Raw genomic sequence first — 25,781 nt, 5'->3', positions numbered from 1 at the left:
ATTATTCGATTACCTTAGGCACAGTAAAAAAGCCATGTTCTGCTTCAGGCGCATTGGCAAGCAGCGCATCCCGCATATCAGAGACGGTGACTTCGTCTTTTCTTAGGCGTTGCGACTGGGCGATAACCGAGGTAAGCGGCTCAACGCCATCGGTATCGATAGCGGATAGCTGCTCACCCCAACCCAATATGGCGTTGAGTTCAGGAACCATCGCGGTAACATCTTCTTCAGTTACAGCGATGCAGGCGAGTTTCGCTATTTTGCGAACAGTGCTGGCATCTATGACGGACATAGTTTTGCGCTAGCACCCGTAAAGATTTGCTTCAAGTGCAGAACACCCTACTGTTATAAAAGAGCGCTTCATAATTAAGAGACCAACGCGTTTTTTTCTTGAATTTTTAGCGAAAAAGGCTCGATTTTTAGAAAAAAATTACTCTGTCTTAAAAAAAATCCTGATACAGAATGTTTTTAATAGATGGCCGAAAAAGCCAGACACAATAAGGACTCTTACATGCCTTTTGATAAGGATGATCAATCTTTTTTTATCAATGATAAAGTGAACGACACTATTCAGAAAAAACAACAGGAGCTTAAGCTTTTTCGGGAAGCGTTGCCGTCAGGCGGCAGACTAGCCGGATTAGATGTCGGTACAAAAACGATTGGTCTTGCTGTTTGTGATAGCCAGTGGATTATTGCCAGCCCATCTGAGACGATCAGGCGTAAAAAATTTACACTCGATTTTGAATTGTTAAAACAATTTATAACCAAGCAGCAAATAAAAGGACTGGTTATCGGATTGCCGCTTAGTCTCGATGGTACCGATAGCCCTAGAACACAGTCTGTTCGTGCTTTTTCAAGGAATATGGAACCGTTAGGCTTGCCGGTGCTGATGTGGGATGAACGCTGGTCCACCAAAGCGGTCACAAGAACTTTACTCGAAGCAGATGCCAGCCGTGCAAGACGAAGTGAAGTTGTTGATAAAATGGCAGCGGCTTATATTCTTCAAGGTGCTATTGATTCTTTTGCAATGATTTAATACTTATTTTTTTACAAAAAAAATTATTACCGTTCTCAATTTATAAAATTTTTTTGATTTCGTTTTCGATTTATAATTTGTGTTCATTATGAAGGGGTTGGCATTTTATTATATCAATAGGGCTATTTTTTTATTAAAAAGTAATATAATTTAACAATCTGTCCCTATTGAGAAGCGTGGATAATATGCCGACAAATAGAAAATCTTCTGAAGAAATCCCTTCTCGAGGTGAGGGAACACCTACCAATAGACGACAATTCCTGAAAGTTGCAGGATTCTCAGCTGGGACAGCTATTGCAGCGGGAACGGCCCCTTTATTGGCACAGGATAATAATGATAAACCCTTACGGGATCAGTTCTATTCGCTTTCTACCTTTCTGACGGGACATAATGATCTCGATCGGGGTTTGTCTGACCGGACATGGGATGCATTATTGGCTGTCGACAGCGATTTTTCTGTCAAATCACAAGCTCTGAGGCAGGCTATCGCAGCGGCAGCTATTACAGATTCATCTTTATTACGGCTCTCGGCTATAGGGCAGGATGATGCCTTAATGACAACGGCCAAGACGATTATTTCGGCATGGTATTTAGGCTATGTCGGGACACCGGCAGGCCATGCGATGGAAGATAACGCCCGCTTTATCAGCTATAGTAGCGCCTTGATGTATCGCCCTACCTTGGATGCGACCGTCATTCCGAGTTATGCCCGCGGTGGCCCCAGCTACTGGGTAAATCCGCCCGCTACTATCAAGCAGGATTAGCAGCGGCCTTTTCAGCGCTTTTATCTATCCGTCTTTATAATTCCCCATATTTCCAAAAGAAAAGAGTAATTATGGAATATGACGCCGATGTCATTGTGATCGGTTCAGGTGCCCTAGGCAATAATGCGGCTTACGAGTTAGCTCGTCAGGGAAAGTCGGTTATTATTCTTGAAGCGGGAGAGGCCATTCCACGTTGGAAGATCACTGAAAATTTTCGGACATCTCCCCGCAAAATAAATTACAATGACCCCTATCCGAACGCACCCTCAGCACCGACTTCTTTTGCCAAGGATTATATCGAGAATACGGGATCTTTTAACTATCTTCCCGGTATGCTGAAATTGGTAGGCGGAACTACTTGGCATTGGGCGGCCTGTGCATGGCGCTATCTGCCAAATGATATGAAGCTACAAAGCCTTTACGGTCAAGGTCGGGATTGGCCAATATCTTATGATGATCTTGAGCCTTATTATTGTCGAGCAGAAGAGGCGATCGGTGTTTCTGGACGCGCAGATGAAGATCAAAGTGGGCAGGGTGGTAAATTTTTCCCGCCAAGATCGAAAGATTATCCCATGCCGGCGGATGCTGTTACCTATATGAGTAGCCGAATGATCGATCGTCTGGGGAAGATCGGTTATCGTTTTATTCAAGAGCCTTCTGCACGTCCGACCAACCAGCCCTATGATGGACGACCCGCTTGTTCTGGTAATAACAACTGTATGCCCGTTTGCCCCATCGGCTCTATGTATAGTGGCGACGTCCATGCGCGCCATGCCGTGACAGCGGGTGTCAAATTGTTGACCAACGCCACGGCTTTTAAATTAGAAAAAGGAAGCGGTAATAAGATTGAAGCGGTTCATTATCGTAGTAGAAAAGGGGAAGATAAAAAGCTGACAGCGCGCTATTTTATCGTTGCCGCTCATGGTTTTGAGACCCCTAAATTATTACTGATGTCTGATGTTGCCAATACCTCTGATCAGGTAGGGCGGAACATCATGGATCATAATGGTCTGGCTATTCAGTTTTTATCTGATGAACCCTTATGGGCGGGGCGCGGCACCGTTGAAGAAGCCTGTATTGTTAATATGCGGGATGGCTTGCATCGTCGCCATTATGCAGCCTCAAAACACAATATCGGCAATGCTTCTCCTAATATGCCTGTGGCAGAAAGATTAATTGCCCAAGGCTTTTTTGGAAAAGAACTTGATGCGCGTATTCGTCACGATGCTGCCCGTTGGGTTGATATTTCCTCCATGCTGGAAACCATACCTCTACCGACTAATCGGGTGATACCTCATCCTACCAAGCGCGACGCATTGGGGCTACCGACCTTATCTATTCATTATGACGTGCCTGCTTATACCGAGGCCGCCAAAGCCATAATTATGAATGATTATCGACGTATCGCGACTGGAATGAACGGCACTATCATCAATGAAGTCAGTGCATGGCAAAATCATGACCATATTATGGGGTCGGTTATCATGGGGAATAATCCTTCCGATTCCGTGGTGAATGGAGAATGCCGTAGCCACGATCATCCTAATCTTTTCTTGGCAACTACTGGCGTCATTCCTGCTGCTGGCGTTGTTAATCCGACCCTTACCGGTATCGCCTTATCTATTCGTATCGCCGATACTATTGCACGTGAAGTATAAGAAAGGGCTATGATGATCAGGCCATTTTTTCGCCATCTGGCGTCCGTAGCAGGATTCTGTTTGTCGCTTCCGGCTATAGCTTCAGCTCAGGTCAGCAGTCCTCCCCATACTTCCAGTCAATCTGACGTCAAAACAACAGCCTCGGAGGGCCTTACGAATGACTCAAATACAATCTTAAAACGTGGAGATTACTTAGCTAGGGCAGGGGATTGTTTGGCCTGTCATCGAGGTGCATCCTTAACAGCACCGCTTTATGCGGGGGGATTTGCCATTGCTTCGCCGATGGGAACGATCATCTCCCCTAATATTAGTCCTTCTAAAACATCGGGCATTGGTAATTATAGTGAACAGGAATTCGCACGGGCCATCCGAAAAGGTATCCGAAAGGACGGTGCTTATCTCTATCCGGCTATGCCCTATACGGCCTATGCGGGCTTGACGGATCAAGATGTCCATGCCCTTTATACTTATTTTATGCAGGGCGTTGCCCCTGTCGATCAGAAACCGGCAGCAACCACTAAATTGGCCTTTCCTTTTAATATCCGATTGCTGATGTCTGGCTGGAATTTACTCTTTCTTCACGATGGACCCTTTAAAAATAACCCCAAAGTAAGTGATCAAATAAATCGTGGTCGCTATCTCGTAGATAATTTAGCCCATTGCAGTACCTGCCATTCACCCCGAAATTTTTTTATGGCAGAGTCTCGTCGTCGTTATATGACGGGCGCGCTCGTCAGCGGTTGGTATGCGCCTAATATTACGCCGGATGAAACCGGGGGTATTGGTAGCTGGAGCGAAGAAGAAATCGCTACTTATTTGAATACTGGCCATGTCGCGGGCAAGGCACAGGCGGCTGGCAATATGGCGGAAGCCATTGAATACAGTCTTCGCTTTCTATCGGCTGCTGATGTGCACGCTATGGCCGCTTACCTGAAGACTATCACTCCGCAAGATCATAGCGGCACCAGACAATCCCGTTTCAGCTTCGGCACCCAAGAATCGGCTGATCCCGTTCTGATTGAACCTATCACCAGCCGCACAGCGCAGGCGATGACGGATTCATCCTCTACCGATGGACAAATGCTTTACATGAATGCTTGTGCTAGCTGTCATGGACGGGATGGGCAGGGTACGGCCGATCATTTTTATCCTTCACTTAATCATAATAGTGCAACGGGTGGGATTACGGCCAATAATCTGATTATGGCTATTTTAAATGGTGTCTCCCGTAAGACAAATGATGAAACGGTTGGGATGCCCGCCTATGCAGGTGAGCTGAAGGATGATCAAATTGTTGCCGTCTCTAACTATGTGCTTGATCGTTTTGGCAATAAAGCGATTGCCCATGTGACCGCTTCAGAGGTCGCGGATTTAAGAGCTAATAAGAGCGCACCAGCGCTTCTTATGAAATTGATGCCCTGGTTTTTATCGGGGGCTGGTTTCTTTATTTTGGTTGTCATTTTGTTGGGCTGTTTGCGTTTGAGAAAACATTCCGCTTAAAAATTAATAGGTCTCTATAAAAATTATAGGCTCTGCTTTATCAGCAGAGCCTTTTTTGTCAGAACTTGTCATTTCACAAAAAAAGCATTCTCTTTTTTTCTGTTATTGAATGAAATCAAAAGAGGCAGTAAGCCACTATCCCGATGTCGCTAAATTCTTCTTTTCCCCATCGCCATTTACTTGGCATAGCGCCTTTATCGGCTCCTGAAATTCATTTTCTGCTGGATGAGGCCGAACGCTGGGTTGCCCTTAATCGGGCAGCGGCGGTTAAACATGATGATAGTTTGGCCGGATTGACCCAAATTAACGCTTTTTTTGAAAATTCGACCCGAACATTGCTCTCTTTCGAGATTGCAGGCAAACGTTTAGGGGCGGATGTCGTCAACATGGCGGTAGCCCAATCAAGCGTTAAAAAAGGCGAAACCCTGATAGACACAGCAGTAACGCTGAATGCCATGCACGCGGATATGCTTGTTATTCGTCATCAGGCATCAGGCGCGGTACAGCTGATCGCTGATAAGGTCGATTGTCCGGTGCTGAATGCGGGCGATGGCCAACATGAACATCCTACGCAAGCTTTATTGGATGCCCTGACTATCCGTCGTCGTAAGGGGCGGATTGAAGGTATGATCGTCGCAATTTGTGGCGATATTATGCACAGTCGAGTCGCCCGATCCAATATGATTGCGTTGAAAAAGCTAGGCGCTCATGTGCGGGTTGTTGCGCCGCCTACGCTGATGCCGGATCACATAGAATCTTTTGGTGTAGAGGTCTTTTCCGAACTCGATCAAGCGATTGCGGGTGCTGATGTTGTGATGATGCTCCGGCTACAACGCGAAAGAATGTCGGGTGGTTTTATTCCTTCCTTGCGGGAATATCATGCCTTATTTGGCTTAACCGTTGAAAAACTACAGCTTGCAGCTGATGATGCCTTGGTTATGCATCCCGGTCCATTAAATCGTGGTGTCGAGATTGATTCCGCTGTTGCCGATGATCCCAAACATTCTGCGATTACAGAACAAGTCGAGATGGGTGTTGCTGTAAGAATGGCCTGTCTTGATGTGTTAACCCGTCAAAGACGTGCTGTGAAAGGCTGGGCATGACCTTATTGGCAATAACGAACGGTCGACTCATTGATCCGGTTACCGAAAAAATAGTTAAAGGTGGCATCTTAATAAAAGATCGTCATATTATCGCTGTAGGTAATATTGATACCACAAAAGCCGATGAGATTATGGATGCCAAGGGACATTATATTGCCCCGGCCATTGTCGATATAGGCGTTTTTGCTATTGATTTACCTGCCTTTGCGCGTGGCGGGATTACGCGTGCAGCCTTGATGCCGGATCAGTCACCGCCTTTAGATGAAGCGGCTTTAGTGCAACGCGCGGCGCAAGCAGGTAAACCCCATGCGTGGATTTATCCTCTCGCGGCAGCTAGCCGGGGATTAGCCGGAAAAGAGCTTGCCGAAATCGGCTTGATGAAAATGGCAGGGGCGAAAGCGGTCGCTACTGGGCGTCAGTGGATTGCCGATTCTGGATTGATGTATCGGCTGTTAAATTATGCCCGATCTCTCGACTTGACTGTCATTCTTCATGCTGAAGATGGGGGGCTTACTGCGGGTTGTGTTGCCACCCAAGGGGAAGTCGCTAGCCATTTAGGATTACAGGCAGCCCCTGCTATTGCAGAAGCCATGGCGGTTGCACGTGATTTAATGCTGGCTGAAGAAACGGGTGCCAAAATTCACTTTTCCCAGCTTACTACCGCGCGTAGTTTTGAACTGATAAGAGCAGCTAAGAAACGCGGCGTGAAGGTTACCTGTGGCATTAATCCGGCCTATTTTTTACTGTCAGAAAAACAGATTGAAGGTTTCCGTACTTTTGCGCGTTTATCACCACCGTTACGATCAGAGGAAGATCGTCTAGCCTCTATCGAAGCTGTACGGGATGGAACGATTGATATTTTCTGTTCGGCGCATGATCCCCGTGGGCCAGAAGACAAAAGATTGCCTTTTGTTGATGCACAACCTGGGATGGCGGGGGCAGAAACACTGCTGGCTACCGCTTTAACGATGGTTCATCAGGGTGTTATCGATCTTGCCCGTTTAGCCAATCTGTTATCAGGTAATGCTGTCAAATTATTGGGCTGTGCAGGGGGGCGATTGGCGGAAGGTGAAGAAGCCGATCTTATTATTTTTGACGCTGAAAAAAGCTGGAAGCTTGATAGCGCAGAAATGGCTGCAAAGGCAGGTAACTCGCCTTTTGACGGAGAAACTTTGCAAGGGCAGGTGCTTCATACGATAAAGGGGGGGCAAGTCCTTTTATAAGCGCCGTTTCAAGGCGTCTCTTCCTGGAAGAAGGGACGCCTGCTCATGCCTTCCTAAAACTATTTTTCTTTCTTTTTATTCCCATTTTTAGGCGTATAAACAGCTTCCTTGTAGCTTGACAATAAACAAGGCGTTTCTTTTTGCATCAAGGCATTACAAATAGTCTTAGCTTCTTGTTCATTGGCAAAACCTGTTAATAATAACCGATAAACTGGACTATTTTCATCGCTATAAGGTATAAATTTGTATTTTGAGACAGCAGGGACTTTTCCTTGCATAGCCGTGAACATTTTTTGCATCTGGTTGGAAACAGCGGGTACAATCGGTAATTTATGGGTTGCCAATTGGATGGCGGGATGACTGATAATATGACAGCTATCATGCGAAGCTGTCCCAGAAGATAATGGGCAATTTGAACCCGAAATTATTCCCTGTGTTTTTAACGCGGATGACTGATCTTTTCGGGATTCTTTATCAATTATAGATTCTTTTACACTGGCTGTTTTGGTCAAAGTCTTTACAGGCGATTTAGAGGTATCTCTATCATCAGATAATGAATCCGGTTGAGAGGGTATCTTCTTATTTTGCGCTAAAATTTCTTGGATTGGAAGATTTAACGTTTTCTTGTTTTGCTTCTCGATAGGCCTTTGCGCCATATTCTTTTTAGAAACGGGCTCGATTTCTTTTACTTTTTCTTCTGTCTGGGAAGCAAGTTCAGGACTGTTCCCAGAAGCCGTTGCTTTGGGCATATCCTCTGAAGAAGGCAAATTGATTTCGGTTATTGTTGAAGGCGTTGTTCTTGTTTCTTGAGAAGGCGTAACGGAGGCAACTGTCGTTTCCTTTGCTGCTTCAGGTTTTTTATCGAGAGTCTCAACGGATAATAGGGGTGCGTTTTTGCTTGCCACAACAGGCGATGGTTGCGTGGACACTATCACCTGAGTTTCCGAAATACCGGGTTTTGAAGCAGATTGTGACGCCGGTTCAGATCGTGTTAGCGTTGCGATTTCTAAAGGAGGCCGCTTATTGAGGTTTGAGGAAGGCACAGGTGCATTCTTTTTGCTGTCCTCTGTCGTTGAAGCAACCGTTATTGGCCTGTTGAGGTTCGTATTTTTATCTTCTTGTCGGATAGGGGGCGAAAGAAAACCATAATCCTTAGCGCGAGGCACGCCAATAAAAGCCTGAAGCTGAGCCGCACCATCCTTTTCTTGGATGATGTTACTCCATCGGGTTAATCGAGCACTCACCTGTTCTTGTGGTAGGTCACGGCCTGCCATTTGCGAAGCTTCGTTCCAGCGCCCAGCCATAGCATAGGCAAAAGCCAGATTTTGACGCAACTTGGGGGTGGCAGCGGGTGTCGTTGAAAGAGGTTCCAATTGAGCGATAGCCGCCGCAGGATTCCCCGCCAAAGCCAAGGCCAATCCCAAATCAACAGGAGGAATTTTTGTGATAGGCGCTAATATACTTTGTGCTGCGGCTCGATTATTACTGCCAATGGCCGCCAGCGCCATATAAAGCCGTGCTTTGTCATTATTGGGTTCACGAATAACCAATTTATTGAAACATTGCCAAGCGGAAAGATATCGTCCCGCCATCAAATAGGCGCGCCCCAATTTAAACTGTATTTCTGAATTATCTGGTTGTTGGCGATAGGCTTGTTCAGACAAAACAACGGCTGCCATACGGTCACTGACAATATCAGCGCTAGCAGCCGTAACGCCCGATATTATTACCGCTGCCAGAGCGGTCACCCTAAAAAAAATTTTCAAAGCTAGGCTCTTCTTCAGCAAAATTTAACCAGAAAGTAAAAATACAAATTACAAGCGCAAACCGGCTGTTTCGTCACATCCTGACATCAGATTGATATTTTGGACAGCCGCACCTGCTGCGCCTTTACCAAGATTATCAAGGGCTGCCACTAATAAAGCCTGTCCATTTTTTTCATTACCAAAAACAAATAATTCCATTCGGTCACTACCTGCGCAATGCTCGATTTGAATTTGTTTGATCTCTGTTGTTTCAGCCAAAGCTTGAACACGGATAGTCACTGAATCTTGATGATGCGTCGCTAATATTTGGTGTAAATCTGCAAGCGTCACCTTTTTCCTTAAATCTGCTAAAGATAAGGGTACATGTACCAGCATACCTCGATAACAAGGGGCAACCGCAGGCGCAAAAATCGGTGAATGCGCTAAATCGGCATGGTATTTCATTTCTGGAATATGCTTGTGATTAAGGGTAAGACCATAAGCATTAAAGGCCGAAACAGGTTTATCCTGCTGATAGGCTTCAATCATCTTTCGTCCACCACCCGAAAAACCGGAAACGGCATGCACTGTCAGCATTTTATCATGCGGTATCACACCGGCTTCGGTTAACGGGCGTACTAAAGATAAGAATCCGCTGGGATAACAGCCCGGGTTAGCAACGAAACGAGCAGATTTAATCCGTTCACGTTGCCCTTTGGTTAATTCCGGTAATCCATATATCCAGTCTTGCGCCGTGCGATGGGCTGTAGAGGCATCGATTACTCGTGTTGCTGGATTTTCAATCATGGCAACAGCTTCACAGGCGGCATCATCAGGTAAGCATAAAATAACAATATCAGCATTATTTAAGGCTTCATGGCGCGCCTTTTGGTCTTTGCGACGGCTTTCTTCCAAAGTAATAAAAGAAAATTCAGATCGACTGGCCAGTCGTTCCCGAATTTCAAGGCCGGTTGTACCAGCCCCTCCGTCAATAAAAATAGCCGTCATAATTTTATAATCTCCGCCGGGCCAAAATAGGCAAGGCATTTAATTTTGATAACCGAGCGACAACATCCGATAAATTTTCAATCGTTACTGCCATCCAAAAGCCGTTGGCATGAATTATTCGTTCTTCATCAAGCATCATACCAACATGGCCCGAAAAAAAGATACAATCCCCGCGAAGAAGCGGTATTTCAGGCGCTATCTCTTTTCCTAATACCGCCTGCTGCATATCGCTGTCGCGGGGAACAGATCGTCCAGTCATCATCAGACTTACCTGTATTAAACCGGAACAATCGATACCCCCCCAGCCACGACCACCCCAAAGATAGGGCAATCCTACCAATTTTTCTGCAATACCCGCTGGATCACGAAAATTTTTTTCTAAATCTTCTGATAAACAAGCATGACGTTTATGAATATAGCCCGCTTCTGTCACTATAAAATCATCAATAGGTTCACCTGAAAAACGACACCCTATTGACCAGAAAAAAGTAGGTTGTGATTTTATATCTGCTGCTGAAAAAACAGGGGTTTGTAAAGCGGTTACTATATAAGATGGAGATCGAGGAGGGGGCAAAATTAAGGATTGAAGAGGCAAATAGCCTACATAATGGTCATGAAGGCTATATCCCCAAGCCCAACCATTCATAATTTCTACAATAGCAAACGCTTCACCCGGTAATAATTGACTGACAGACTGGCTATCTTCCCGGGCTTCTTTTTGCAGAAAAGTCGCTTTGTTATGACAATAACGAATGATAGGTTTTGCATAATGAGAAGAAAAAATTTTGCCGGCAAGGGCTATATCCGCCAAGCCATCTTTAAAAGCATTAATCCTTGGATCGAAAGAGGAAGATTTTTCCGTTAGACAAAAAACAGGCGTCTTCTTTTTCGTAACAGTCATCTTCCCTCTTCCTCTTATATAGGATAATTAATTACTCGTAAGATCAGAATTCCTTATGAATTAAAGATTTACAGAAATATTTTCTAAAAAAGAAAACCGTTTTTTGAGCTTATTTCTCCAAAATATTTTTAATTATTCAGAAAAACGATCTTTTAACATTTTCCATGAAGCCAAAAGACCATAAGCGGCACCCCCTTTCGGACGACCTGCTTTTGCTACTGGTTGCCACGCAAAGGTATCAAAATGGGCCCATTTGACCTGATCTGAAATAAATTCTTGTAAAAACAAAGCTGCTGTAATCGCGCCCGCCATACCGCCGGCACCTGCATTATTAATATCAGCAATCGTCGATTTCAGGATAGAAAGATAATCCGACCATAACGGTAATCGCCATAATGGATCATCAACGCTCTTACCGGCATCAGCCAAGGCATGCGCCAACGCGTCATCATTAGAAAATAAGGCGGGCAAATCCGGCCCCAGCGCTACACGGGCAGCCCCCGTTAAAGTGGCAAAATCAATAATCAGTTCAGGTCGAGATTCACTAGCCTTGGTCAAAGCATCAGCCAATACTAACCGTCCTTCAGCGTCAGTATTCCCAATTTCAACCGTTGTGCCCTTCCGACTATTAAGAATGTCACCGGGACGCATGGCATCGCCAGATACCGCATTTTCAACGGCAGGAATTAACAGATGGAGATGAACAGGTAATTTCAAGGCCATCACTAAATAGGCGAGGGCGAGGGCATGCGCAGCACCCCCCATATCTTTTTTCATCAGGAGCATGGATGAAGACGGCTTAATATCAAGCCCCCCTGAATCAAAACACACGCCTTTTCCCACAAGGGCAATTTTGGGCTTGTCGGGATCACCCCAATGTAATTCGATAAGTCTGGGCATCCGATGAGGGGCGGCAGCTCTACCAACCGCTGCAATCATGGGATAGCCTTTTTCTAAATCTTCTCCTTTTGTCACGGTCACTTTGGCATGAAAAGATTCCGCGATCTCTTTTACCTTGTGCTGTAAGTCCTCAGGCCCGCAATCACAGGCGGGGGTATCCACAAGATCCCTTACCATAGCGACAGCTTCAGCTTGGGCGATAATTTCGTCCACAATATTTTGATCGGCATCAATCAAAAGCTGACATTCAGGGCGAAGGGAGGATTTAGAACGATAACGATCAAAATGATGCTGCGCCAATAGCCACCCTAAAGCTAATAACGGGCTATTCTTGGCTCTCAACCGATAGCAGCCTTCTGGTAAAAAACTGGCTGCCTTTGCAAGATCCCAAACGGTATGTTTTTCTGAAACGCCCACATAAATTTGCCATGCCTGCTTTTCTGTAGCAGGTAAAATTAGACAGCTACCAGGTTGGCCTGTAAATTGGGAAAGCTTGGCGGCGGCGTTAAAGTTAGGGTCTTTATCCGCAATAATCTTTTCAAATTGTTCAACGGTAACCGTCTCTATTGCCTGCGCAGGCTGTCCCTGATCCGTAGCCAGTAAAGATTGAAACGCACGCATCTTTAATACTCCTTCAGATACAGAAAATGAGACGGACTTAATAAAATGAATGCTTATAACGAGAGCGTAAATAGCATCCAAAAGCTATTAAAAACTGTTTTTGATACGCATTAACTTTATATTTTTATCTTGGCTTTTCTAAAAGCAAAAGCCAAGACTATTCTTTAATCTAAAGCAACACCGAAAAGATCATGCTCATCCGCATCTTCGACATGAAGAGTAATGACATCACCCACTTTTAAATGACCCGCATCCCGCAGATGGACTTCCCCATCAATTTCTGGCGCATCAGCATAGCTTCTACCCGATGCTCCTCCTTCACCATCGACAATATCGATAATAGCCGGAATATTGCGTCCGATTTTAGCCTGTAATTTTGCAGCAGAAATAGCCGCCGCCTTTTCCATCAAGCGTTGATACCGTTCATCTTTGACTTCTTGAGGAACCGCGCCGTCAAAGCTATTCGCTACTGCGCCCTCTACAGCCTCAAAACGGAAAGCCCCTACGCGATCAAGCTGCGCTTCTTCTAACCAGTCTAATAGATATTGAAAATCCTGCTCGGTTTCGCCGGGAAAGCCGACGACAAAGCTTGAACGAAGCGCAATATCAGGCACCATCGAACGCCAGTTTTGTAATCTATCTAATATTTTCACTTCATTTGCAGGCCGTTTCATTTTTTTCAAAACAGAAGGGGCGGCATGTTGAAAGGGAATATCGAGATAGGGAAGAATTAAACCTTCCGCCATCAAAGGAATAAGCTGATCTACATGCGGATAAGGGTAAACATAGTGCAGTCTTACCCATGCTCCTAATTCGCCCAATCCCCGCGCCAACTCCGTTAAATCGGCCTTGACTGACCGATCTTTCCACTGAAAGGATTCATGGCGCAAATCGACCCCATAAGCCGAGCTATCCTGCCCAATGACCAAAAGTTCTTTGGTGCCTGCGGCCACCAATTTTTCAGCTTCACGCAAAATAGCATCCACACGGCGAGAGACTAAATCACCCCGCAAGGAAGGAATAATACAGAAACTACAACGATGATTGCAGCCTTCAGATATTTTAAGATAGCTGTAATGGCGCGGGGTCAATTTCAAACCCTGTTCGGGCACCAGATTGAGAAAAGGCGAAGCCTCAATAGGGGCAGCTTCATGAATAGCCGTGACAACGTCTTCATATTGTTGTGGGCCGGTAATAGCCAATACATCGGGAAAACGGTTCCGAATACGATCCGCTTCATGTCCCAAACAGCCTGTAACGACTACTCTGCCATTTTCAGCAATAGCTTCACCAATAGCTTCAAGGCTTTCTTCTTTGGCAGAATCAATAAAGCCACAGGTGTTGACCAGAACGACATCAGCCTGATCATAATCTGAGGATAGGTCATAGCCTTCTGAACGCAGGCGCGTCAAAATGCGTTCGCTGTCCACTAAAGCCTTGGGACAGCCCAAAGAGACCATGCCAATTTTGGGAGCGGAGGGAAGTTTTTTTATCATGTAGGAAACGCCAATAAATTATTGCTGTTTTCTTGGCGAGATATTTTTCGCCCTTAGACAGGCTATGCCGGATATTCCAAGGCTATTTTACAAAAAAACAGCTTCTATAAGGCTAGATAAACCATCCAGCCTTATAGGATGCTTAATGAGGCTTAGCTAATTTTAGAAATGACCTTATCCGCTATTTGGGACAGTTCAGGCGCATTACCTGTAATATGAATAATTTTGATTTTCGAATGTTCCCCAGAATCAATGCTGACAGCCGTTTTTGAAACCGAAAACTGTTTGGACAAATAAGCCATAAGATTTTTATTAGAAGCGCCCTCAACCGGAGGTGCTGCTACCCGAATACGAAAAAGCCCCCGTCCCGAACTATCTTTATCAAGCTGGGTGAATCCGGTCTTGCTGGCGCGCGCCGTAACGCGCAAGGCAATCCGGATACCATCTGCGACAGGGGTATAGGGTAATGCGTCGGTATTCATTTCTGAATGCGTCATAGCTTCTTATAATCAATAAATAGCTTGTGTAAAATAGAGGCCATCAGGGGGCGCATTGAAGCCTAATGCTGCTCTATTACGGGCTTCCAATGCCTCCGACATAGTATCCGCATTCCATTGCCCTTGCCCCACCAGGGCCAAGCACCCCACCATCGAGCGCACTTGATGGTGAAGAAAAGATCGGGCGGCGGCTGTTATTTCGATACTATCGCCGTTTCGTGTGACATCAAGATTATCCAATGTTTTGACAGGGCTTTGCGACTGACAATGCACCGAACGGAAAGTTGTAAAATCATGTAACCCGATCAGTCTTTTGGCGGCTTTGTCCATCGCCTCGGCATCCAAAGGTTTCGTAATACGCCATGCGCGGCCAGCCTCTAATGCTAAGGGCGCACGCCGATTAATAATACGGTAAAGATAGCGCCGCCCAACACAGGAAAATCGGGCATGCCATTCGCTATCCACAGATTCACAGGCCAAAATGGCAATGGGTTGCGGTTTTAGACGCGCGTTTAAGGCTTCCATAAGCCGAAAAGGCGTAAATTCACGGGCTATATCAATATGCGCTGTCATGGCTAAACCATGAACACCCGCGTCCGTGCGTCCTGCCGCTTGAACAGGGGAAGGGTGATTGGTTATCGAAAAGCCCGCTTCTTCGATAGCGCCCTGAACCGATGGCCCATGTTTTTGTCGTTGCCATCCCATAAAGGGGCGACCGTCAAACTCTACTGTCAGGCGATAACGCTTCATGAAAGTGTGGTACCCACATCAATAGTAAAGCCGCGCAACATATCCGCCAATTTCATCTGATTACGACCTGCGCGTTGAACCACAACAGGTTGCAAAGAATCCGTGCCACATCCGATTAAAAGGCTATCATTTAAAACTTTCCCGATAGCGCCCGCTTGCGGGGATATTTGGGCTTCTAATATTCGGATTCTTTCTTCTTTATAGAGAAAAAAGGCTCCCGGTTTAGGCGCAAAGGCTCTTATCTGGCGTTCAGCTTGGACGGCTCCCTTTGAAAAATCGAGTAGGGCCTCTGCTTTTTCAATCTTGGCCGCGTAAGTTATCCCCTCTTCGGGTTGTGGCTGTGGTGGATAATCTGAGGGCGCATTCAGAACCTCTACCATTAATTTTGCACCTAACTCGGCAATCTCATCAGAGAGTATCGCGGCATTTTTATCAGCCGTCGGTGTTTTCCCGATTTTGAGCATTGGCCCCGTATCAAGGCCCCGCTCCATCCGCATAATGGTTACACCCGTTTCTTCATCTCCGGCTAAAATAGCCCTTTGCACAGGGGCGGCCCCCCGCCATCTTGGTAGAAGTGAACCATGAACATTCAGGCATCCCATTTTAGGCATTGCCAATATATTTGCCGGTAAGATCAAGCCATAAGCTGCAACGACGGCAACATCGGCATTTAAAGCTGAAAATGCCTTTTGAACCTCAGCGCTTTTTAAAGATTCGGGTGTGCGTACTTCTATATGAAGCGCGCGTGCCCGTTGTTCGACAGGCGAAGGCCGCGGGGCTTTGCCCCGACCGGCTGGTCGGGGTGGCTGAGAATAAACCGCGAGAATATCGTGTCCTGCTTTTACAAGCGCATTAAGCGTCGGCAAAGCGAAGTCGGGCGTCCCCATGAAGATAATTTTCATAACGCAGAAAAGAGCGTGATCAGTCCGAGATTGCAAGTCGGGAATTAACATAATTTTTTCAATTTTATAGAAAAAACCCGATTTTGAGCGGCCTTTCATGGTAAATAGGCTACCGATTTTTATGGAAATGTTTATCAGATTGACTATGTCCGCTTCTCCTATTGAAAACCTTATAAAAAGTTTATCCTGTTTACCGGGATTCGGGCCGCGCTCTGCCCGTCGTGCTGCACTTTATCTTATCAAGAAGAAAGAAACCGCGCTTCATAGTCTGGCAAAGGCGTTGGAAACAGTACAAGAAAGCCTGACGGTTTGTTCTGAATGCGGTAATATTGATACGACTAATCCGTGTTCTGTCTGTTCCGATCCTCGCCGTGATGATGCTTTGCTTTGTGTGGTTGAAGAGGTCGCCGATTTATGGGCACTGGATCGCTCGCGTTTGTTTTCAGGACGATTCCACGTTTTGGGGGGCCGGTTGTCAGCGCTTGATGGGATAACACCCGAAGATCTTACCATAGAAGCTTTGATCAATCGGGTTAAAGGTGGTAAAATCAAAGAAGTAGTGCTGGCGATGAATGCGACACTGGAAGGTCAGACAACAGCCCATTATATCACTGATAGTTTAGAAAATATGCCGGTGCGTATCACACAATTAGCGCATGGTTTGCCTGTTGGGGGGGAACTTGACTATTTAGATGATGGCACCTTGGCTCAAGCCCTACGCGCCAGACGGCCCGTAGCCTGAAAACTCGTTTTAGAGAAAGTAATTATGGCGGTATTGCCCATCATAGAAGTGCCTGATCCTCGTCTTCGTGAAAAATCAGTGCCTGTAGAAAATTTTGATCAGAATCTACAGACCCTGATCGATGATATGTTTGAAACGATGTATAAAGCCCCGGGTATCGGATTAGCGGCTATTCAAGTCGGGGTTGCCAAGCGATTGTTGGTGATTGATCTTCAGTCACCTGATGAAAATGAGGGTAAAGATAACGATAAAGGCAAGGATAAAAATAAACATACGCCGCTAGTTTTCATCAATCCCGAGATAACACCGGAAGGTGATGAAGAATCTATTTATAACGAAGGCTGTTTATCTGTCCCTGATCAATATGCTGATGTAAAACGGCCTAAAGTTATTCATGCTAAATGGCTTGATCGTAACGGGATGCCGCATGAAGAGCGTCTTGATGGGTTGCTGGCCACCTGTCTTCAACACGAGATTGATCATCTTGAAGGCATTCTTTTTATAGATCATTTGTCGCGATTAAAACGCGGTATATTGATGAAAAAGCTATTAAAAGAGCGTAAAAATCGTGAAGAGGTCTATTAAGCCTCATAACTTGGACTTGGATTAGTTACTAGGTACGGTAAAAGCGTTTTTTCAGGCTTATAGGAAAGGGGTTAGGGACTCTTTCCCTTTCTTCAAAATCAAGGAAAGCTGTTAATGAATGCGCTTTTGCCGATCATTGCATTAATTTTAGGCCTTATATTCGGCGCATTGCCTTTATTCTGCTATATAAAACATCTTAAAAAGGACAAGGATAGCCTGAAAAACGTGGCTTTGGATCTTGCCAAGGCAGAAGTGCAGATCAAAAGAATTCCGCAGCTTGAACGGGATTTGGAAAGCTGGCGTGAAAAGGCGTCCTCTTTAACAGCAGAACAGGCAGCCTATAAACGGGGTGAAGAAGAGCGGGAAAAAGCCTATTCGATACAAATAGAGCAATTAAAGGCTACAGAAGAAGCGCTCTCCCAGAAATTTGATAGTTTAGCCGCGAAAACATTAGAAAAAGCGCATGGACAATTTTTAGAACAAGCGCAAAGCCGTTTTTCTCAATCAGAACGCGAAGGTGAAGCTAAGCTTGAGCTTTTATTACAGCCTGTTCGGGAAAGCCTGAAGCGCTATGAAGAATCGGTTAAACAGGCCGAACAGCTGCGTCAAACAGAATATGGCAGTTTGACGAGTTTGGTTGCGGCTATGCGGGAAGGACAGGATGCGGTTAAAAATGAAGCCAACAAGCTGGTCAATGCCTTAAGGACCGCACCCAAAGCGCGGGGTTGCTGGGGCGAACAACAGCTTCGTAATGTTCTAGAATCCTGTGGTCTCAGTGAATATGTTGATTTTGAAACTGAGGTCAGCATTAATACTGAAAAGGGCCGTCTTCGTCCCGATGCTCTTATAAGAATACCCAATGGTTCCGTTTTGATCGTTGATTCAAAAGTTTCCTTAAATGCCTATCAAGACGCTTATGATGCGGTAGAAGAGGATGCCAGAAAGCTTTATTTGGCAGCACATAGCAAGGCGATTAAAAATCATATTGATGGCTTAAGCCAGAAAAGTTACTGGGATCAATTCAAGGAAGCCCCCGATTATGTCATTATGTTTATTCCGGGCGAACATTTCTTATCAGCCGCGTTAGAACAAGATCATAACCTTTGGGAATATGCCTTTCAAAAGCGTGTATTGCTGGCGACGCCTACTAATCTTATTGCGATTGCGCGTACGGTTGCCGCTGTCTGGCGGCAAGAAGATATAGCGCATAATGCGCGTAAAATTGGAGAATTAGGCAAAGAACTCTATGAGCGCATTAGTCGAGTGGATTCGCATATGAGAGCTTTGGGAAGCAGCTTGGAAAACAGCGTTAAGAATTACAATAAATTTGTCGGTTCTTTTGAGTCTCGTGTTCTCGTGACTGCCCGTAAATTTCGAGATTTGAATATTGAAACCAAAGATCAGATGCTTAAAGAAGCACCGAATCTTGAAATTATGCCCCGCTTGGTCGCAGAAGACTAATTCTTATAAATATCGAAAAAATAGTGAAAAAAGAAAGAGGTTGATAAAAATTTCAACCTCCCTTCTTTTAAGTTTTATTGTATAAAATTTTAGGTAGATGATTTCATCATCGTGGTTTGACCATCCGCAGTTTCTTTTTCTGGGCTACATTTTGTAAATTTACCTTTGGCATCCCGACAGCGTTTTGAAACGGTTTTTTTCTCAACACTACATTTTGTAAATTTACCTTTGGCATCACGGCAAGGCGCACTCATCGCCGGAGCTGCAGCCGTTAATACGGCGAATGCTGTCAGGGCAGGCAATAAAATACGCATTATTATTTCTCCTAAAAGTTTCATATATCTAAAAATGTCAGCCGTTTGCTTTCTTGTCGATAATAAGCCACTCCAAATTAACAGCATATTGCACATTATACGGATACAAACACGAAACAGCAGCAGGATAAGGGTTTATCCTACTGCTGTTTTTGTATCTTAAAAGCTTGATTTTTTAATTAAGAAGCCTTTTCGGGCATTTCTTTAGAAAGACTACTGTGTGAAACATCTTTATGCGAAGCCGCTCCATGACACCCCTTACATTTACATTTCATCATAGATTTTTTTGCAACAGAAGAGGCTTCGTGAGCCTGTGCAGGCGGTACCATCGTTAAAATACCGGCGGCTACAAAAAGAGAAAAGAAAACACGCATATTATCTCTTACCTTGTCCAATTCTGTTCCGAATTTCAGGAAATTAACAGAGCTTTCTATTGACGTCTATTGATAAATATTATCGTTATCATTTTTTTGTGAATAAAAAATTCATAATAAAAAAATAATATTTATTTTTTTTGAAAAGAGAGTGAAAAGAGATGCGCTAACTCTTTAATTAGCGTTATAAAGCCTTTTCATTGTTTTCCTTGGCATTCCTTTGGAAAATGAACCTTAAAATTTACGTGAGAAAGATATGAGAATTACGCAAGCCTTCACTTTTGAGGCCGCGCACCGTCTTCCGCATGTGCCAAAAAGCCATAAATGTTATCGTTTACATGGCCATAGCTATCGCGTTGAATTACGATTGGAAGGCCCCGTTAATCCAAATACTGGGTTTGTTATAGATTTTTTCGACGTTGAACATATTTTTGGCCCTGTCCTTAAACAATTAGATCACTATTGTCTGAATGATATTCCGGGACTGGAAAATCCAACGGCAGAACATATCGCCCAATGGATATGGCAGAAAATCAAAACAGATCTTCCGTTATTAGCGGCTGTTTTAGTCTATGAAACACCCCATTCATGGGCAGAATATTTAGGCGATTAAGATTAGAAGTAATCTGCAATAAAAACAAAGACGTTTTAAAGAAATTTGATCCTCTTCTTATAAAATCTCTTATTGAGATGTTTATTCATCGCCTATCTTAAGAAGATCAGTAATAATTTCTGAAATATTTCGTTTTAATCATTATTGGCTTTGCTAGACAAATTCATAAATCGGCAAACCCCTATCACTATAGTCTGAGCTCAAATACTCAGGATAAAAAAGGATTTTGGTTTTATGCGCATTGCAATGATCGGTTCGGGCTATGTCGGGCTGGTTTCTGGCGCTTGCTTCTCTGATTTCGGTCATCAAGTAATCTGTGTTGATCATGATCAGAAAAAAATAGACCTCCTCCAAAAAGGGGTCATGCCAATCTATGAACCCGGTCTTGCCAATATGGTAGAAGGGAATGTTAAAGCAGGAAGGCTATCCTTTTCCAGTGACCTTACATCTTCAGTAAAAGATGTGGATGCGGTTTTTATCGCGGTTGGTACCCCGTCCAGACGCGGTGATGGTCATGCTGATTTAACCTATGTTTTTGCAGCAGCACGAGAAATTGCAGCCTCTGTTTCGGATAATACCGTCGTCGTTGATAAATCCACCGTGCCTGTCGGGACAGGCGATGAAGTAGAGCGCATTATCCGCGAAGTCGCCCCTAATCGTAAAATATGGGTTGCCTCTAATCCTGAATTTTTACGTGAAGGGGCCGCTATCGGAGACTTTAAGCGGCCTGATCGTATTGTTATCGGGACGGAGCAAAAAGAAGCTCGTGAGATTATGCAGGAGATTTATCGTCCGCTTTATCTCAATCAGTCCCCGATTTTATTTACTAGCCGTCGTTCAGCCGAATTAATTAAATATGCGGCTAATGCTTTTTTGGCGACAAAAATTACATTTATCAATGAATTAGCGGATCTTTGTGAAGTGGTGGGCGGTGATGTGCAAGATGTTGCTCGGGGCATCGGTGCAGACAATAGAATCGGCCCTAAATTTTTACATGCAGGCCCAGGATATGGTGGTTCCTGTTTTCCTAAAGATACGCTGGCTCTTTTGAAGACTGCCGAAAATTTTTCGACTCCTCTTAGAATAGTAGAATCTGTCGTTACCGCTAATGATAGTCGAAAAAGAGCCATGGCACGTAAAGTTCTACGGGCTATCGGAAAAGATGTCCGCGGTTGTAAGATTGGGGTGCTGGGATTAACTTTTAAGCCGAATACCGATGATATGCGGGATGCACCTTCCTTGGCCTTAATTCAAGGATTGGAAGATGCCGGTGCCTTGATTCATGCGTATGATCCCGAAGGTATAGAACAAGCTCGGCCTTTACTGCCTCATGTCACTTTTGTTGATGATCCTTACAAAGTGGCCGAAGATGCAGTTGCTTTAGTTATTATTACCGAATGGGATGCGTTTAGGGCCTTGGATTTGAAACGTATTGCTCAATCATTAAGTAACCCCTTGCTCCTTGATTTGCGGAATATCTATACACCAGAAGAAGCGGCACGGGCAGGCCTTGTTTATCATGGTATCGGTCGCCCGAATATTTCTGATAAACCTGCTTTTTTCTAAAATTTGAGACTTAAAAAAGAGGCTTACCATTTTTGGGTAAGCCTCTTTTGAATAATATAACTCCAAATTTATTTCATCAGTTCAGGGAAAAACGCTTCATGCGCTGTTCTTAAACGATCCAAAGAAACCGTTTGTCCATCTAAGACAATATCGGAACCGCCCGTTACACCTAAACGGAAAATGGAGACATTCGCTTTTTCAGCAGCCGATACCAAAGCCACGGCGTTTGAAGTTGCGACCAAATAACGGCCCTGGTCTTCTCCAAAATAGTAGGCATGTAATGGGATGTCTTTATTATGGGCTTCCACGGTGACACCCAGATTACCCGCAAGGGCCATTTCCGTAAGAGCGACAGCCAAACCACCATCACTAATATCATGAACAGCCCCGACCATTTTGCCTTGGATCATCGTCCGAACAAAATCACCCGTGTTCTTTTCCTGCTCTAAATCGACAGGAGGGACGGGGCCTTCTTCACGGCCCGCTATTTCACGTAACCATAAGGACTGTCCCAGATGACCTTCACCGCTATTGCCAATGAGGTAGATTTCTTCTCCGGCTTGATTGAAGGCGATGGTAGCACTGTCTTCCCAATCTTCAATTAACCCGACACCGCCGATAGTCGGCGTCGGCAAGATTGCAAGGCTGCTTCCATCGTCACGACGGGTTTCATTATAAAGGGAAACATTGCCAGAAACGATCGGCATATTAAGCGCCAGACAGGCTTCGCCAATACCTTTAATCGCCCCCACAATCTGCCCCATAATTTCGGGACGTTCAGGATTTCCGAAGTTAAGGCAATCTGTGCTGGCAAGGGGAAGGGCGCCTACGGCTGTTATATTGCGATAACATTCCGCTACAGCTTGTTTTCCGCCTTCGACCGGATCCGCCAAACAATAGCGCGGCGTTACATCCGTGCTCATCGCCAATCCTTTTTTCGTGCCATGTACACGAACAAGAGCCGCATCACCACCGGGGCGCTGGACGGTATCCGCACCGACCATATGGTCATATTGTTCCCAAATCCAACGACGGCTGGCAAGATCGGGAGACCCCACCAATGTTACAAGATTTTCGGTAAGGCTGCCTATAGCCGCCACAGGCGCCAATGGTTTTGCTGCGGCTGTTGGTATCCATGGACGGTCATAGGAAGGCGCATTATCGGCTAAAGGTGCTAACGGAATATCGCAGACCGTTTCACCCTTCCATGTCAGCACCATATGTTTGGTATCGGTAACACGCCCGATAATAGCAAAGTCCAATTCCCATTTTTTAAAAACGGCTTCCGCTTCTGCCTCACGTCCGGGCTTTAACACCATCAACATGCGTTCTTGTGACTCAGAAAGCATCATTTCATAGGGTGTCATCGCTTCTTCACGGCAAGGGACGGCATCCATATTCAATTCAATGCCAACTTCACCCTTGGAAGCCATTTCTACCGCTGAGGAAGTAAGGCCTGCGGCCCCCATATCCTGAATAGCAACGATGGCATCGGATTCCATCAGTTCAAGACAAGCTTCAATCAGTAGTTTTTCAGAAAAAGGATCGCCAACCTGTACCGTTGGACGTTTTTCTTCAGCATCTTTTGCAAATTCAGCCGATGCCATAGTGGCACCATGGATGCCATCCCGACCTGTTTTTGAACCTACATAAACAATTGAATTACCTGCCCCCGAAGCAGCAGAATAAAAAATCTTATTGGTTTCAGCGACCCCTACCGTCATCGCATTAACGAGAATATTCCCATCATAAGCGGGGTGAAAATTGACTTCCCCCCCAACAGTCGGCACACCGACGCAATTACCATAACCGCCAATACCGGCAACAACACCAGAGACTAAATGGGCAGTCTTGGCATGATCGGGGCTACCAAAGCGTAACGCATTTAAATTGGCAACAGGTCTTGCACCCATGGTAAAGACATCACGTAAAATACCACCAACGCCGGTGGCAGCGCCTTGATAAGGTTCGATATAACTGGGGTGATTATGGCTTTCCATTTTAAAAATGGCGGCCTGTCCATCCCCAATATCGACAACACCGGCGTTTTCTCCGGGGCCACAAATAACCTGTGGACCTGTGGTCGGTAGCCCTTTTAAATGGCGACGCGAACTCTTGTAAGAGCAATGCTCTGACCACATGGCAGAAAAAATGCCTAATTCCACCAGATTGGGCGTTCTTCCAAGCGCCTTTTTAATGGTGTCATATTCTTCAGGGGATAAGCCATGACTGGCCACAGTCTCGGCGGTGATGCTACTGTTTTGATCGGTCATAATCTCAGCCGATAGCGAAGTGTAAGGCCTATGTCAGCACCCAACCGATCTTAAATGAAAATTATATGTATTATAGAGATATTCTATAGACCACTTCATCAAAGCTTACTTGGCGTCAGAGGTAAGCTTCGTTATGAGAAGACCCTATGAAGACTGCATCCTCACCCGCTCTTTTTATGCCTGCCAAGGCTAAAAATATTCTTGATTTAATCGGGAATACACCGCTTATCCGGCTAAAAGGCCCCAGCGCCCTTACCGGATGCGATATTTATGCGAAATGCGAATTTCTCAATCCCGGTGGGTCAATTAAGGATAGAGCTGCCCTTTCTATAATCGAAGATGCCGAGCAACAAGGACAAATCTATCCCGGTGGCGTGATTGTAGAAGGCACTACTGGAAATACAGGCATCGGTCTGACCCTTGTAGGGGCTGCAAAGGGTTATCATACGATTATTGTTATGCCAGAAACGCAAAGTCAGGAAAAGATTGCGACACTTCAAGCTTTAGGGGCAGAGTTAGTTTTAGTCCCGGAGACCAGCTATTCTAATGCGGCCCATTATGTTCATATGTCTCGTCGATTAGCGCAAGAGACCGACAACGCGATCTGGGCCAATCAGTTTGATAATCTGGCCAATCGAATGGCGCATATCCGAACGACGGCACAAGAAATATGGACGCAAACGGAAGGGCGCGTTGACGGTTTTGTCTGCGCTGCTGGGACAGGCGGCACCTTTGCTGGAACAGGTCTTGGATTAAAAGAACATAATCCTAACATTGTTATTGCCTTGGCTGACCCTTATGGAGCAGCTTTATATAATTACTACACTATGGGAGAATTACGCGCCGAAGGGCATTCCATAGCAGAAGGCATCGGACAAAGCCGGATAACGGCTAATTTGGATGGGGCTCCGGTGGATACTCAATTCCAGATTAGTGATGATGAAGGGCTCCATCAGATTTATCAGCTTCTTCAAAAAGAAGGGCTATCCATCGGATTATCCTCGGGCATTAATGTAGCCGGTGCTGTACGGTTAGCCAAAGAGTTAGGGCCGGGAAAAACGATCGTGACTATTTTAGCTGATTCTGGCCTACGTTATCTTTCAACGCTTTATAATCGTCATTGGCTTGTTGATCATGATCTTACTGTGCCTGAATGGCTGCTTGCTTAAATTTTTGTTATAAAAAAACTAAAAGTCATTATAGGATTGTTAGGGATGAAATGATTTTTGTCCTATTTTATTTCGGGATAGTGCTTTCATTATCATGCCAGAAAAACCACCCAAGTTTTTAGATATACAAAGTGGTCATCGAATAAAGGTTGGCCTTACCGGTTTGGCTGGGGTTATACTTTTGGTAGCGTTTGCCGCAGTCTTATTAACGCTGGCCCCTAAAGAAGATAATCAGACTAGCGTGGCGCTCAATGGTGATATAGCGGCAACGGTAAACGGGCGTGTTAATCTTGACGCCTTGGAAAAAGAACCCCCTCATGATCCTCTGGCGGAGTTAGGCGTTTTGCCAGGAGGTAATATAAAACCACCCTTACCCGATCTTTCTAGCCTTCCCACAGCCTCCACTCAAAATAAAATACCGTATAGTGATAACGAAGATAATACCCTTCCGGATAACAGCCAATGAAAACAGGCTAACCTGTTTATATAAAATTTTGATCTCTACGCTTTCTTGCGCTAGGCTATTTTTGATTAATTCAGTGTTAAGTGCCCATTAGCCTATATCTTCATTCTTAAAATT

General features: G+C 45.1%; 25 protein-coding genes. 13 read left to right on the top strand and 12 right to left on the bottom strand.

Annotation, left to right across the window (positions count from 1 at the left end; genetic code table 11):
* Window position 1: 1 nt before the first annotated feature.
* A complete protein-coding gene (gene gatC / locus ZYMOP_RS02390; RefSeq protein WP_013933768.1) occupies window positions 2–292 on the bottom strand; it encodes an Asp-tRNA(Asn)/Glu-tRNA(Gln) amidotransferase subunit GatC in 291 nt (96 codons plus the stop codon).
* Window positions 293–511: 219 nt separating this feature from the next.
* Here gatC and ruvX point away from each other — a divergent pair, with 219 nt between their 5' ends.
* The 6 genes from ruvX to ZYMOP_RS02360 all read left to right on the top strand — a co-directional run bounded on the left by ruvX (window position 512) and on the right by ZYMOP_RS02360 (window position 7,284).
* Window positions 512–1,036 carry a Holliday junction resolvase RuvX gene (gene ruvX / locus ZYMOP_RS02385; RefSeq protein WP_013933767.1) on the top strand — a complete coding sequence of 175 codons (525 nt, stop codon included), beginning with the start codon at window positions 512–514 and terminating at the stop codon, window positions 1,034–1,036.
* A 185-nt stretch (window positions 1,037–1,221) separates the two neighbouring features.
* Complete coding sequence (locus ZYMOP_RS02380; RefSeq protein WP_013933766.1) at window positions 1,222–1,800, top strand: sugar dehydrogenase complex small subunit; 579 nt, start codon at window positions 1,222–1,224, stop codon at window positions 1,798–1,800.
* 71 nt (window positions 1,801–1,871) lie between these two features.
* Complete coding sequence (locus ZYMOP_RS02375) at window positions 1,872–3,458, top strand: GMC family oxidoreductase (protein WP_013933765.1); 1,587 nt, start codon at window positions 1,872–1,874, stop codon at window positions 3,456–3,458.
* 9 nt (window positions 3,459–3,467) lie between these two features.
* Complete coding sequence (locus tag ZYMOP_RS02370) at window positions 3,468–4,958, top strand: cytochrome c (protein WP_252507435.1); 1,491 nt, start codon at window positions 3,468–3,470, stop codon at window positions 4,956–4,958.
* Between the two features lie 143 nt (window positions 4,959–5,101).
* Window positions 5,102–6,061, top strand: coding sequence for an aspartate carbamoyltransferase catalytic subunit (locus ZYMOP_RS02365; protein ID WP_013933763.1), 960 nt, complete (start codon window positions 5,102–5,104; stop codon window positions 6,059–6,061).
* The gene (locus tag ZYMOP_RS02360) at window positions 6,058–7,284 is read left to right on the top strand and encodes a dihydroorotase (RefSeq protein WP_013933762.1); all 1,227 of its coding nucleotides are present in this window, start codon (window positions 6,058–6,060) and stop codon (window positions 7,282–7,284) included. Before ZYMOP_RS02365 ends, ZYMOP_RS02360 begins: the two co-directional genes overlap by 4 nt.
* A 59-nt stretch (window positions 7,285–7,343) precedes the next feature.
* Here ZYMOP_RS02360 and ZYMOP_RS02355 read toward each other — a convergent pair whose 3' ends face one another.
* From ZYMOP_RS02355 to fmt, 8 genes are all read right to left on the bottom strand, one after another.
* Window positions 7,344–9,050, bottom strand: a complete 1,707-nt coding sequence (locus tag ZYMOP_RS02355; protein WP_013933761.1) for a tetratricopeptide repeat protein — start codon at window positions 9,048–9,050, stop codon at window positions 7,344–7,346.
* Between the two features lie 48 nt (window positions 9,051–9,098).
* Window positions 9,099–10,037, bottom strand: coding sequence for an N-acetyl-gamma-glutamyl-phosphate reductase (argC, locus tag ZYMOP_RS02350; protein WP_013933760.1), 939 nt, complete (start codon window positions 10,035–10,037; stop codon window positions 9,099–9,101).
* 4 nt (window positions 10,038–10,041) lie between these two features.
* Entirely contained in the window at window positions 10,042–10,938 is an 897-nt protein-coding gene (locus tag ZYMOP_RS02345) for a C40 family peptidase (protein ID WP_013933759.1), read from the bottom strand.
* Window positions 10,939–11,070: 132 nt separating this feature from the next.
* Window positions 11,071–12,459 carry a leucyl aminopeptidase family protein gene (locus tag ZYMOP_RS02340; protein WP_013933758.1) on the bottom strand — a complete coding sequence of 463 codons (1,389 nt, stop codon included), beginning with the start codon at window positions 12,457–12,459 and terminating at the stop codon, window positions 11,071–11,073.
* Window positions 12,460–12,623: 164 nt separating this feature from the next.
* Window positions 12,624–13,955, bottom strand: coding sequence for a 30S ribosomal protein S12 methylthiotransferase RimO (gene rimO / locus ZYMOP_RS02335; protein ID WP_013933757.1), 1,332 nt, complete (start codon window positions 13,953–13,955; stop codon window positions 12,624–12,626).
* A gap of 152 nt (window positions 13,956–14,107) precedes the next feature.
* Entirely contained in the window at window positions 14,108–14,452 is a 345-nt protein-coding gene (locus ZYMOP_RS02330; protein WP_013933756.1) for a DUF167 domain-containing protein, read from the bottom strand.
* 12 nt (window positions 14,453–14,464) lie between these two features.
* Window positions 14,465–15,202 (bottom strand): tRNA pseudouridine(38-40) synthase TruA, encoded by a 738-nt coding sequence (truA, locus tag ZYMOP_RS02325; RefSeq protein ID WP_013933755.1) that lies wholly within the window; start codon window positions 15,200–15,202, stop codon window positions 14,465–14,467.
* Window positions 15,199–16,104, bottom strand: coding sequence for a methionyl-tRNA formyltransferase (fmt, locus tag ZYMOP_RS02320; protein ID WP_013933754.1), 906 nt, complete (start codon window positions 16,102–16,104; stop codon window positions 15,199–15,201). The genes truA and fmt overlap by 4 nt, the downstream gene beginning before the upstream one ends.
* A 145-nt stretch (window positions 16,105–16,249) precedes the next feature.
* On the opposite strand from fmt, the gene recR reads away from it, so the two are divergent.
* The 3 genes from recR to ZYMOP_RS02305 all read left to right on the top strand — a co-directional run bounded on the left by recR (window position 16,250) and on the right by ZYMOP_RS02305 (window position 18,892).
* The gene (gene recR / locus ZYMOP_RS02315; RefSeq protein WP_013933753.1) at window positions 16,250–16,846 is read left to right on the top strand and encodes a recombination mediator RecR; all 597 of its coding nucleotides are present in this window, start codon (window positions 16,250–16,252) and stop codon (window positions 16,844–16,846) included.
* Between the two features lie 24 nt (window positions 16,847–16,870).
* On the top strand, window positions 16,871–17,431 hold the full coding sequence (def, locus tag ZYMOP_RS02310) for a peptide deformylase (RefSeq protein ID WP_013933752.1): 561 nt from the start codon (window positions 16,871–16,873) through the stop codon (window positions 17,429–17,431).
* Window positions 17,432–17,545: 114 nt separating this feature from the next.
* Window positions 17,546–18,892 (top strand): DNA recombination protein RmuC, encoded by a 1,347-nt coding sequence (locus tag ZYMOP_RS02305; protein WP_013933751.1) that lies wholly within the window; start codon window positions 17,546–17,548, stop codon window positions 18,890–18,892.
* Window positions 18,893–18,981: 89 nt separating this feature from the next.
* On the opposite strand, the gene ZYMOP_RS02300 is transcribed toward ZYMOP_RS02305, so the two are convergent.
* On the bottom strand, window positions 18,982–19,206 hold the full coding sequence (locus ZYMOP_RS02300) for a hypothetical protein (protein WP_013933750.1): 225 nt from the start codon (window positions 19,204–19,206) through the stop codon (window positions 18,982–18,984).
* Between the two features lie 179 nt (window positions 19,207–19,385).
* The gene (locus ZYMOP_RS02295) at window positions 19,386–19,580 is read right to left on the bottom strand and encodes a hypothetical protein (RefSeq protein ID WP_013933749.1); all 195 of its coding nucleotides are present in this window, start codon (window positions 19,578–19,580) and stop codon (window positions 19,386–19,388) included.
* Window positions 19,581–19,836: 256 nt separating this feature from the next.
* On the opposite strand from ZYMOP_RS02295, the gene queD reads away from it, so the two are divergent.
* Window positions 19,837–20,193: a 6-carboxytetrahydropterin synthase QueD gene (gene queD, locus ZYMOP_RS02290; protein ID WP_013933748.1), complete on the top strand. Its 357-nt coding sequence runs from the start codon at window positions 19,837–19,839 to the stop codon at window positions 20,191–20,193.
* Between the two features lie 234 nt (window positions 20,194–20,427).
* Window positions 20,428–21,759 carry a UDP-glucose dehydrogenase family protein gene (locus tag ZYMOP_RS02285; protein ID WP_013933747.1) on the top strand — a complete coding sequence of 444 codons (1,332 nt, stop codon included), beginning with the start codon at window positions 20,428–20,430 and terminating at the stop codon, window positions 21,757–21,759.
* Between the two features lie 68 nt (window positions 21,760–21,827).
* Here the strand turns inward: ZYMOP_RS02285 and purL are convergent, their stop codons facing one another.
* Window positions 21,828–24,032: a phosphoribosylformylglycinamidine synthase subunit PurL gene (gene purL, locus ZYMOP_RS02280; protein ID WP_013933746.1), complete on the bottom strand. Its 2,205-nt coding sequence runs from the start codon at window positions 24,030–24,032 to the stop codon at window positions 21,828–21,830.
* A 146-nt stretch (window positions 24,033–24,178) separates the two neighbouring features.
* Here purL and ZYMOP_RS02275 point away from each other — a divergent pair, with 146 nt between their 5' ends.
* A complete protein-coding gene (locus ZYMOP_RS02275) occupies window positions 24,179–25,201 on the top strand; it encodes a cysteine synthase A (protein WP_013933745.1) in 1,023 nt (340 codons plus the stop codon).
* A gap of 94 nt (window positions 25,202–25,295) precedes the next feature.
* On the top strand, window positions 25,296–25,667 hold the full coding sequence (locus tag ZYMOP_RS02270) for a hypothetical protein (RefSeq protein ID WP_013933744.1): 372 nt from the start codon (window positions 25,296–25,298) through the stop codon (window positions 25,665–25,667).
* Window positions 25,668–25,781: the final 114 nt, after the last annotated feature.

Source organism: Zymomonas mobilis subsp. pomaceae ATCC 29192 (genome assembly GCF_000218875.1).
Lineage (GTDB): Bacteria > Pseudomonadota > Alphaproteobacteria > Sphingomonadales > Sphingomonadaceae > Zymomonas > Zymomonas pomaceae.
This window is presented reverse-complemented; position numbering and strand designations above follow the sequence as displayed.

Bases quoted from the DNA above. Each gene is read 5' to 3' on its own strand.
- ZYMOP_RS02370 (WP_252507435.1), top strand. From the start codon at position 3,468: ATGATGATCAGGCCATTTTTTCGCCATCTGGCGTCCGTAGCAGGATTC.
- queD (WP_013933748.1), top strand. From the start codon at position 19,837: ATGAGAATTACGCAAGCCTTCACTTTTGAGGCCGCGCACCGTCTTCCG.
- def (WP_013933752.1), top strand. From the start codon at position 16,871: ATGGCGGTATTGCCCATCATAGAAGTGCCTGATCCTCGTCTTCGTGAA.
- ZYMOP_RS02275 (WP_013933745.1), top strand. From the start codon at position 24,179: ATGAAGACTGCATCCTCACCCGCTCTTTTTATGCCTGCCAAGGCTAAA.
- argC (WP_013933760.1), bottom strand. From the start codon at position 10,037: ATGACGGCTATTTTTATTGACGGAGGGGCTGGTACAACCGGCCTTGAA.
- ZYMOP_RS02295 (WP_013933749.1), bottom strand. From the start codon at position 19,580: ATGCGTGTTTTCTTTTCTCTTTTTGTAGCCGCCGGTATTTTAACGATG.
- recR (WP_013933753.1), top strand. From the start codon at position 16,250: ATGTCCGCTTCTCCTATTGAAAACCTTATAAAAAGTTTATCCTGTTTA.
- truA (WP_013933755.1), bottom strand. From the start codon at position 15,202: ATGAAGCGTTATCGCCTGACAGTAGAGTTTGACGGTCGCCCCTTTATG.
- ZYMOP_RS02285 (WP_013933747.1), top strand. From the start codon at position 20,428: ATGCGCATTGCAATGATCGGTTCGGGCTATGTCGGGCTGGTTTCTGGC.
- purL (WP_013933746.1), bottom strand. From the start codon at position 24,032: ATGACCGATCAAAACAGTAGCATCACCGCCGAGACTGTGGCCAGTCAT.
- ZYMOP_RS02375 (WP_013933765.1), top strand. From the start codon at position 1,872: ATGGAATATGACGCCGATGTCATTGTGATCGGTTCAGGTGCCCTAGGC.
- ZYMOP_RS02330 (WP_013933756.1), bottom strand. From the start codon at position 14,452: ATGACGCATTCAGAAATGAATACCGACGCATTACCCTATACCCCTGTC.
- ZYMOP_RS02365 (WP_013933763.1), top strand. From the start codon at position 5,102: ATGTCGCTAAATTCTTCTTTTCCCCATCGCCATTTACTTGGCATAGCG.
- ZYMOP_RS02305 (WP_013933751.1), top strand. From the start codon at position 17,546: ATGAATGCGCTTTTGCCGATCATTGCATTAATTTTAGGCCTTATATTC.
- ZYMOP_RS02360 (WP_013933762.1), top strand. From the start codon at position 6,058: ATGACCTTATTGGCAATAACGAACGGTCGACTCATTGATCCGGTTACC.
- ZYMOP_RS02300 (WP_013933750.1), bottom strand. From the start codon at position 19,206: ATGCGTATTTTATTGCCTGCCCTGACAGCATTCGCCGTATTAACGGCT.
- ruvX (WP_013933767.1), top strand. From the start codon at position 512: ATGCCTTTTGATAAGGATGATCAATCTTTTTTTATCAATGATAAAGTG.
- ZYMOP_RS02380 (WP_013933766.1), top strand. From the start codon at position 1,222: ATGCCGACAAATAGAAAATCTTCTGAAGAAATCCCTTCTCGAGGTGAG.
- ZYMOP_RS02340 (WP_013933758.1), bottom strand. From the start codon at position 12,459: ATGCGTGCGTTTCAATCTTTACTGGCTACGGATCAGGGACAGCCTGCG.
- ZYMOP_RS02270 (WP_013933744.1), top strand. From the start codon at position 25,296: ATGCCAGAAAAACCACCCAAGTTTTTAGATATACAAAGTGGTCATCGA.
- gatC (WP_013933768.1), bottom strand. From the start codon at position 292: ATGTCCGTCATAGATGCCAGCACTGTTCGCAAAATAGCGAAACTCGCC.
- rimO (WP_013933757.1), bottom strand. From the start codon at position 13,955: ATGATAAAAAAACTTCCCTCCGCTCCCAAAATTGGCATGGTCTCTTTG.
- ZYMOP_RS02345 (WP_013933759.1), bottom strand. From the start codon at position 10,938: ATGACTGTTACGAAAAAGAAGACGCCTGTTTTTTGTCTAACGGAAAAA.
- fmt (WP_013933754.1), bottom strand. From the start codon at position 16,104: ATGAAAATTATCTTCATGGGGACGCCCGACTTCGCTTTGCCGACGCTT.